This is a genomic window from Pseudoroseomonas cervicalis ATCC 49957 (assembly GCF_000164635.1).
GTDB lineage: Bacteria > Pseudomonadota > Alphaproteobacteria > Acetobacterales > Acetobacteraceae > Pseudoroseomonas > Pseudoroseomonas cervicalis.
Genome location: NZ_GG770784.1, coordinates 35,403 through 43,088 on the forward strand (window position 1 = coordinate 35,403; position 7,686 = coordinate 43,088).

The following is a 7,686-nucleotide window of genomic DNA, read 5'->3' on the forward strand; positions in this document are numbered from 1 at the left end:
CTGCTCTGGCTGTCCTTCTACTGGCGCCCGGATCGCCGCCGGCGCGACCGCCACGCCCTGGCGGCGCGGCTGGTGCTGCCGGCGACGGGGCGGGTGGAGCTGCGCGCGCGGCTGGAGGAGACGCGGCTCGATGCCGTGCTGGAGACGGAGCAGAAGCTGCCGCGCCCGGTGCTGGCGGCGCTGCAGGAGGGTTTTTCCGGCGTGCTGCGGCCGCTGCGGCTGCAGGGCGAGCTGACATTGCGACACAGCGGGCAGGAAGGTCGCACTTGAAATGCGAAAAACCGTCGCGCTAAACAGGAACGCCGCCAGGGGACGGGATGATGAGCGCTGACGACCATCTCAAACGCCCGGTGATCATCAAGAAGCACCATGGCGAGCATGACGATGAGCATGGCGGCCAGTGGAAGATCGCCTATGCCGATTTCGTCACGGCGATGATGGCCTTCTTCCTGGTGATGTGGCTGCTCTCCAGCACCACGGAATCGCAGCGCGAGGGCATCGCCCAGTTCTTCACCGCCTCCTCGATCCTCGACCTGCCCTCGGGCAGCGGCACGCTGGATGGCGGGCGCTCGGTGCTGCTGGCGGGCGACAACCGGCAGGACGCGCTGACCCAGGTGGATGATGGCGGGGCGCGGCAGGACAGCCAGGGGGGCGAGAGCGCCAATGACGGCGCTGCCGCCCAGGCCGCGCCGCAGCAGCAGGACGCGGTGCGCGACCCGATCGAGCGGCAGCGCTTCGACGCGCTGAAGGCCGAGCTGGAGCGGCAGATGCAGACCGACGCGCTGCGCGAATTCTCGCAGAACATCCAGCTGGAGATGACGCCCGAGGGGCTGCGGCTGCAGATCTTCGACCGCGACGGCCAGCCCATGTTCGCCCCCGCCGCGACCGAGCCGACGCCGCGCCTGGCGCGCATCCTGGAAGTGGTGGGCAGCGTGCTGGCCAGCGTGCCGAACGAGGTGGTGGTCTCCGGCCACACCGATGCCCAGCCCTTCCAGCGCGGCAATTACAGCAACTGGGAATTGTCGGCCGACCGCGCCAATGCCGCGCGCCGCGCGCTGGAGCGCTCCGGCGTGCGCCCGGCCCGCATGTTCCGGGTCGAGGCCAAGGCGGCGGTCGAGCCGCTGCTGGCCGAGGAACCGAACGATCCGCGCAACCGCCGCATCGCCGTGACCGTGCTGCGGTCCGATGTGGTGGCCGATGCGCGCGCCGCGGCCGCGCGCCGCGGCCAGCAGGAGCCGCGCCGGTGAAACCGCGCGCCGCATCCGGCCGGCCGGCAGAAGCCGGCGCCGGTCCCCGCCACCATCACGCCGCACCGCGCGGCCGGCAGGATGCCGGCCGCCTCCCGACGCCACGCTGACACCGAGGGACCGCCATGACGGCCATCAACGCACTCCGCACCAGCACCTCCGGCCTGAACGCGCAGGCCGTCAAGCTGTCGGGGATCTCCAACAACATCGCCAACAGCTCGACCGTCGGCTACAAGCGCGTCGACACCCAGTTCGAGAGCCTGGTGCTGGAGGGCTCCAGCAGCGGTTCCTACGCGCTGGCCGGCGTCACCCCCCGCAACCGGGTCGAGATCAGCAAGGTGGGCCAGGTGCAGCGCACCGGCGTCGACACCGATATCGCCGTCAGCGGCAATGGCTTCCTGGTGGTGAACGAGAATTCCGACAGCACCGGCAAGTACCTGGCGACGCGCGCCGGCTCCTTCCGCCCCGATGCCTTCGGCAATCTGGTGAACTCGGCCGGCTTCTACCTGCAGGGCGTCAAGCTCGGCGCGGATGGCCTGCCGGTGGGCAATCTCGGCGACAACAATGTCGACAGCCTGAGCACGGTGAACGTCAACAACATCTCGGTCGCCTCGGCGCCGACGACGGAGATGCGCACCTGGTTCAACCTGCCGAAGAACAGCACGGGCTATGCCAGCCCGCCGCCGCCGGCGGACAGCTTCGTCAGCAGCATCGACTATTACGACCCGACCGGCGGCACCCAGACCCTGACCTACCGCTTCACCCCCGTGCTGCCGGAGCAGGACGGCGCGCCCGACACCAGCAGCTGGACGCTGGAGATCTTCGACAGCGCCTCGGGCGATCTCGCCAGCACCAATCTCTACGACACCACCAAGCGCGTTGCCGCCCTGGGCCTGCAATTCTGGAGCAACGGCACCAGTGCCGGCACGCTGGCGGCGGTGTGGGACGCGACGGCGCAGGCCGCCGGCGCCGCGCAGGTGGCGCCCGGCTTCACGGCGCCGGTGGGCTCGGCGCCGCTGCTGAGCGGCGTGCCCAACCCGGCCACCTATGGCGCCAATGCCAGCACCCCGGCCACCAATTACGGCACGCCGGACAATCTGGCCGCGGCCAATGTGCTCGGCACCTATGACGCGGTGAAGGGCACGCTGACGGTCCGGGTGGGGGTGCAGGGCGGCTTCGCCGGCACCGAGCTGCCGATCACCATCGGCACTTTCAGCAATTTCGAGGGCATCACCCAGCTCACCGGCAACTACCTGCCGACCAAGATCGAGAAGAACGGTTCGGCCTTCGGCCTGCTGGAGCGCGTCTCGGTGGCCGATGACGGGCAGGTCATCGCCACCTTCTCGAACGGCAAGTCGCGGCCGATCTACGCGCTGAAGCTGGCGGTCTTCCCCAATGCCAACGGGCTGAACCCGGTCAGCGGCGATGCCTATGAGATGTCGCTGGCCGCCGGCGCGGTGCGGCTGATCGACCCGGGCACGGGCGCCGCCGGCACCACCAATGGCGGCGCGCTGGAATCCTCCAATGTCGATATCGGCACGGAGCTGACCAACCTGATCGAGACGCAGCGCGCCTACAGCTCCAACGCCACGGTGGTGCGCACCGCCGACCAGATGCTGGAGGAGGCGACGAACCTGAAGCGGTGAGGCGCCCGGCGGCGGGGCACGGGCCCCGCCGCGCATCTCCTCCAGCCTGGAAGCGCGCAGCATGACCATTTCCGCCGCCCTGTCGAACGCCCTCTCCTCGCTCGCCGCCGAGCAGCGGCAAGCGGCGATCCTGTCCAACAACATCGCCAACGCCAACACGCCGGGCTATGTGCGGCGCGACATGCCGCGCAGCGAGCGGCTGGTGGCCGGCATCGGCTCGGGGGTGGACACCGCCATCACCCAGCGCCTGGGCGATGCGGCGCTGGCCGCCGCCTCGCGCTCGGCCGATGCCAGCGAGGCCTACGCGCTGCAGCTGAAGCAGGGGCTCGAGACCTACAACGCGCTGATTGGCCAGCCCTCGGACCAGCGCTCGCTCTCCTCCCGCCTCGGCGCCTTCCAGACGGCGATGACCACCCTCTCCTCCGCCCCCGACAATGCCGTGGCGCAGAGCCAGGCGCTGGAGGCGGCGCGCGACCTGGTGGATGCGCTGCACGACGCCGACGCCGCCGTGGCCAAGGCGCGGGCCGAGGCGGATCTGCAGCTCTCGCGCGAGGTGGGGGCGATCAATTCCGCCCTCGACCAGCTGGCGGAGACCGACCGGCGCATGGCGCTGGCCAGCGCCCGCGGCGGCTCCACCGCCGAATACGAGGACCGGCGCGACACGCTGCTGGCCGAGATCGGCCGCAAGATCCCGATCCGCATCTTCGACAACGGCCCCGGCCACCTGCTGGTGATGAGCGATGGCGGCACCAGCCTGCTGGACAGCACGGTGGTGCACCGGCTGAACTTCACCCACACTCCGGTGGTGCAGGCCGAGCAACGCCACCCGGCCGCGCTCTCGGCGGTGACGGTGGAAGGGCAGGCGCTGCGCGTCACCGAGACCGGCAGCATGGCCGGCGCGCTGCGGCTGCGCGACACCACCCTGCCGAATTTCATCGACATGCTGGACCAGGTGGCGGTGCGGCTGATCGAGAGCTTCCAGGACGCCGATCCGACGCTGACCGGCAACCAGGCGGGGCTGTTCACCGATGCCGGCGCCGCCAACTGGGATGGCAGCGGCGGCTATGCCAGCTTCATCGGCATGGCGCGCAAGATCGCCATCAACGCCGCGGTGGATCCCGACCAGGGCGGCCAGCTCTGGCGGCTGCGCACCGGCGTCAACGCCGTGGCGCAGGGCAATGCCGCCGACAACACCAACATCATCGCCGCGCTCGATGCGATGAACGTGGTGCGCAGCTATGACAGCAACACCGGCCTGCCGGCCTCGATGACGCTGTCGCAGGCGGCCTCGCAGAGCATCGGCCTGATGCAGGGCGAGCGCGCGGTGTGGAGCGACCGGGCCGAGACGCGCGGCCGCCTGGCCGCCGAGGCGCGGCAGGAGCTGAGCAACAAGACCGCCGTGAATGTCGATGAGGAGCTGCAGCGGTTGCTGCTGGTGCAGCAGACCTATTCGGCCTCGGTGCAGATCATCCAGGCGGCGACGCGCATGCTGGATGAGCTGGCGACGATCGGCCGCTGAGCCGCGGAAGGAGCAGGATGATGATGACGGATCGGGTCAGCCCCTCGGGCGTCGCGCTGGGACGGCAGCGCGACATCGCAAGGCTACAGAGCGAGCTGGCGGTGCTGACCGCGGAGATGTCCTCCGGCCGCAAGGCCGACCCGGCGCGCGCGCTCGGCGTCGGCGCCTCCCTGCTCTACAAGCTTTATGGCGATGTGCAGCAGGGCGAGGCGATCCGCAACTCGACCAGCCTGGCCGGCCAGCGGCTGAAGGCGGCGCAGGAGGCGCTGACCTCGGTGGGCGGGCTGATGGACCAGATGTCGCCCGAGATCCTCAAGACCGATGCGCTGAAGGGCAATGGCTACACCATTATCGCCAGCAATGCGCGCGAGGTGCTGGGCAGCATGACCGACCTGCTCAACACCCATTGGGACGGGCAGAACCTGTTCGGTGGCACCGACAGCTCGCAGCCGCCGCTGGCGCCCTCCGCCGGCCTGCTGGCCTGGGCGCAAGGGCGGCTGGGCGCGGCGGTGACCGCGGCCGGCGGCGCGCTCGACGCCGCCCAGGCCACCGCGCTGATCGGCCAGTTCGACACGATGTTCGCCAATGTGCAGCGCGACGCCGCCGGCGCCACCTCCTTCTACGGCCTGGTCTACCGCTCGACCAGCCGCACCGACATGGCCGGCAGCTCCGACCCCGAATCGGACGCGCCCTCGCTGATCCGCATCGGCGCCGGCGAGACGCTGAGCTGGAATGTCCGCGCCGACAATGCCGCCTTCAAGGACGCGTTCAAGTCGCTGGCGCTGCTCTCCCTGCTCGGCGCGCCCGCCTCGCAGCTGTCGGAGGAGGCGCGGACCACCCTGCTTGACGAGGCCGGGCGGCTGATGGGCAGCGGCCGCGCCAAGCTGACCGTGCTGGCCGGCGTGCTGGGCGGCAAGCAGGACCGGCTGGAGAAGGTGGGCGAGATCCAGGAGCGCGCCGTCGCCGCCGCGACCGCGCAGATCAACGATCTGGAAGGCGCGGACTATTACACCGTCTCCGACCGCATCAACACGCTGCGCATCCAGCTTGAGGCCACCTATTCCATCACCGCGCGGCTCTCCGAGCTGAGCCTGGTGAACTACCTCTGATCCGCGCCGCGACAGACGGAGAAACCGTGCCATGACCGCCGAGACGCTGCGCAGCGACCCCGCCGAGACCCCGCCCTATGTGCCGCTGGCGCTGGAGGAGGAGGATGTCGCGGCCTACGCCGCCATGGCCGAGGCGATGGGCTGCAGCCTGGAGGCCTGTGCCGAGGGCTTCATGATGGCCACGCCCATGGCGCGCGAACTGGCGGTGAAGCTGTGGCTGCTGCTGCAGCGCCTGCGCGAGCTGGCCGCCGCCGAGGCCGGCGCGGGCGAGGCGGCGCTGCGCGACCTGCAGCTGCAGGAAGGGTTGCAGACCCTGCGCCGCGTGCTGGGCCTGGAGCCCGCGGCCATGCCGCATGACGTGCTGGCCGAGGCCGGCCTGCGCTACCGGCTCTGAGCGGGGGGCCGCGGCCATGCGCCTCCTCCCGCTCCTGCGCCGGGCGTTGCTGGCGCTGCCGCTGCTGCTGGCGGCGCTGCCCGCCGCCGCCCAGGTGCGGCTGAAGGATGTCGTCAGCATCGAGGGGGTGCGCGGCAACCAGCTCGTGGGCTACGGGCTGGTGATCGGCCTGCAGGGCACCGGCGACCAGCTGCGCAACAACCCCTTCACCCAGCAGAGCCTGACCGCGATGCTGGAGCGCATGGGCGTCAACGTCGCCGATGCGCGGGTGCAGACCAAGAACACCGCCGCCGTCATCGTCACCGCGACGCTGCCCCCCTTCTCCCGCCAGGGCACGACGATCGATGTGCAGGTCTCGAGCCTGGGCGATTCGCGCAGCCTCAATGGCGGCACGCTGATCGTCACCCCGCTGCTCGGCGCCGATGGCGAGGTCTATGCCGTGGCCCAGGGCCCTGTGGTGGTGGGCGGCTTCCAGGCCGCCGGCCAGGCGCAGAGCATCACCAGCGGCGTCACCACCCAGGGCCGCGTGCCCGGCGGCGGGCTGGTGGAGCGCGAGGTGCCGGTCGATCTGCGCAACCTGCAGAGCATCCGCCTGTCGTTGCGCTCGCCCGATTTCACCACCGCCGTGCGGGTGGAGGAGGCGCTGAACCAGCGCTTCGGCGCCGGCAGCGCGACCGCGCTCGACCTCGCCACGGTGGAGATGCGCGTCCCCCCCGGCTTCCAGGAGCGCCTGCCCGGCCTGGTGGCGCAGATGGAGGCGCTGACCATCCGGCCCGAGACCCCGGCCCGCGTGGTGGTGGATGAGCGCACCGGCACCATCATCGTCGGCGCCCAGGTGCGCATCGATCCCGTCGCCATCACCCATGGCAATCTGGTGATCCGCGTGACGGAAAGCCCGATCGTCAGCCAGCCCAACCCGCTGGCGGGAGGCGAGACGGTGGTGGTGCCGCGCACCCAGGTCGAGGTGGACGACCAGCGCGGCCGCCGCCTGGCGACGCTGCCGCCGGCCAGCACGCTGAAGGATCTGGTGGATGGGCTGAACGCGCTGGGCCTGGCGCCGCGCGACCTGATCTCGGTGCTGGTGGCGCTGAAGGCCAGTGGGGCGCTGCACGCCGAACTGCAATTCATCTGACGCCGGGGGGGCCGGCCGGCGGCGGGGCAGGGAGGGGCGGGCCCCTCAGCAATGCCCGCCGGCGCCGGCCCAGCCGGGATGCGCCATCTCGCCCAGATGCTCCTCCAGCCCGGCGCTGCGCAGCGCCTGGATGCTGGCCCAGCCGCCCGGCCGGTCCACCCGCACCGGCAGCACATGCAGGCCCGCCGCCGCCGCGTCCTCGGGCCAGCCGCCTTCCCACAACTCGACATGAAAGCGGGCCAGCGCCTCGCTGGCGAAGGTGGCGACGGCATCATGCCCCGCCGCGTTCAGCTTGGACCAGAAGGACAGCGACGGGGTGCGGCCGACATACAGCCCTAGCGCCGCGTGCAGCACCACGAAGCCGCGTCCGAAATGCGCGCTCATCAAGACCTCATGCAGGAGGCGGAAAAACCGATCCGCGGCCTCCTGCCGGCGTGGCGCGACTATGCCGCGACCGTGCCGGAGCTGCAATGGAGCGCGTGTCTCAAAATTTGGTCATTGTCTCACCGTATGGCGCCGTAGCCGTTGCGGCTCCAGCCATCGCTGAACATCGGGCTGCCACGTCCGGCCTGCTCGGCCCGGGCCTCGCGCAGTGGCGCCGAGGCCGTGCTGGCGGGGGGCGCCATGGCCGGGGGCGGG

Annotated in this window: 8 protein-coding genes; 7 read left to right on the forward strand and 1 reads right to left on the reverse strand. The window is 71.1% G+C overall.

What is annotated here, in order from left to right:
* From HMPREF0731_RS18230 to HMPREF0731_RS18260, 7 genes are all read left to right on the forward strand, one after another.
* A partial coding sequence (locus HMPREF0731_RS18230) for a hypothetical protein (RefSeq protein ID WP_040613926.1) occupies nucleotides 1-270 on the forward strand: 270 nt, incomplete at its 5' end.
* Nucleotides 271-320: 50 nt separating this feature from the next.
* The gene (locus HMPREF0731_RS18235) at nucleotides 321-1,247 is read left to right on the forward strand and encodes a flagellar motor protein MotB (protein ID WP_040613962.1); all 927 of its coding nucleotides are present in this window, start codon (nucleotides 321-323) and stop codon (nucleotides 1,245-1,247) included.
* Between the two features lie 125 nt (nucleotides 1,248-1,372).
* The gene (locus tag HMPREF0731_RS18240) at nucleotides 1,373-2,893 is read left to right on the forward strand and encodes a flagellar hook protein FlgE (protein ID WP_007005671.1); all 1,521 of its coding nucleotides are present in this window, start codon (nucleotides 1,373-1,375) and stop codon (nucleotides 2,891-2,893) included.
* 61 nt (nucleotides 2,894-2,954) lie between these two features.
* Nucleotides 2,955-4,412: a flagellar hook-associated protein FlgK gene (gene flgK, locus HMPREF0731_RS18245; RefSeq protein ID WP_007005672.1), complete on the forward strand. Its 1,458-nt coding sequence runs from the start codon at nucleotides 2,955-2,957 to the stop codon at nucleotides 4,410-4,412.
* Between the two features lie 17 nt (nucleotides 4,413-4,429).
* Complete coding sequence (locus HMPREF0731_RS18250; RefSeq protein WP_007005673.1) at nucleotides 4,430-5,521, forward strand: flagellin N-terminal helical domain-containing protein; 1,092 nt, start codon at nucleotides 4,430-4,432, stop codon at nucleotides 5,519-5,521.
* 31 nt (nucleotides 5,522-5,552) lie between these two features.
* Nucleotides 5,553-5,915: a hypothetical protein gene (locus tag HMPREF0731_RS18255; protein ID WP_007005674.1), complete on the forward strand. Its 363-nt coding sequence runs from the start codon at nucleotides 5,553-5,555 to the stop codon at nucleotides 5,913-5,915.
* A 16-nt stretch (nucleotides 5,916-5,931) separates the two neighbouring features.
* Nucleotides 5,932-7,047, forward strand: coding sequence for a flagellar basal body P-ring protein FlgI (locus HMPREF0731_RS18260; protein ID WP_007005675.1), 1,116 nt, complete (start codon nucleotides 5,932-5,934; stop codon nucleotides 7,045-7,047).
* A 45-nt stretch (nucleotides 7,048-7,092) separates the two neighbouring features.
* On the opposite strand, the gene HMPREF0731_RS18265 is transcribed toward HMPREF0731_RS18260, so the two are convergent.
* Entirely contained in the window at nucleotides 7,093-7,431 is a 339-nt protein-coding gene (locus HMPREF0731_RS18265; protein ID WP_157136220.1) for a hypothetical protein, read from the reverse strand.
* Nucleotides 7,432-7,686 lie beyond the last annotated feature (255 nt).

Excerpts from the sequence above, each read along its gene's own strand:
- HMPREF0731_RS18265 (WP_157136220.1), bottom strand. The coding sequence starts at position 7,431 with ATGAGCGCGCATTTCGGACGCGGCTTCGTGGTGCTGCACGCGGCGCTA.
- HMPREF0731_RS18235 (WP_040613962.1), top strand. The coding sequence starts at position 321 with ATGAGCGCTGACGACCATCTCAAACGCCCGGTGATCATCAAGAAGCAC.
- HMPREF0731_RS18240 (WP_007005671.1), top strand. The coding sequence starts at position 1,373 with ATGACGGCCATCAACGCACTCCGCACCAGCACCTCCGGCCTGAACGCG.
- HMPREF0731_RS18250 (WP_007005673.1), top strand. The coding sequence starts at position 4,430 with ATGATGATGACGGATCGGGTCAGCCCCTCGGGCGTCGCGCTGGGACGG.
- HMPREF0731_RS18260 (WP_007005675.1), top strand. The coding sequence starts at position 5,932 with ATGCGCCTCCTCCCGCTCCTGCGCCGGGCGTTGCTGGCGCTGCCGCTG.
- flgK (WP_007005672.1), top strand. The coding sequence starts at position 2,955 with ATGACCATTTCCGCCGCCCTGTCGAACGCCCTCTCCTCGCTCGCCGCC.
- HMPREF0731_RS18255 (WP_007005674.1), top strand. The coding sequence starts at position 5,553 with ATGACCGCCGAGACGCTGCGCAGCGACCCCGCCGAGACCCCGCCCTAT.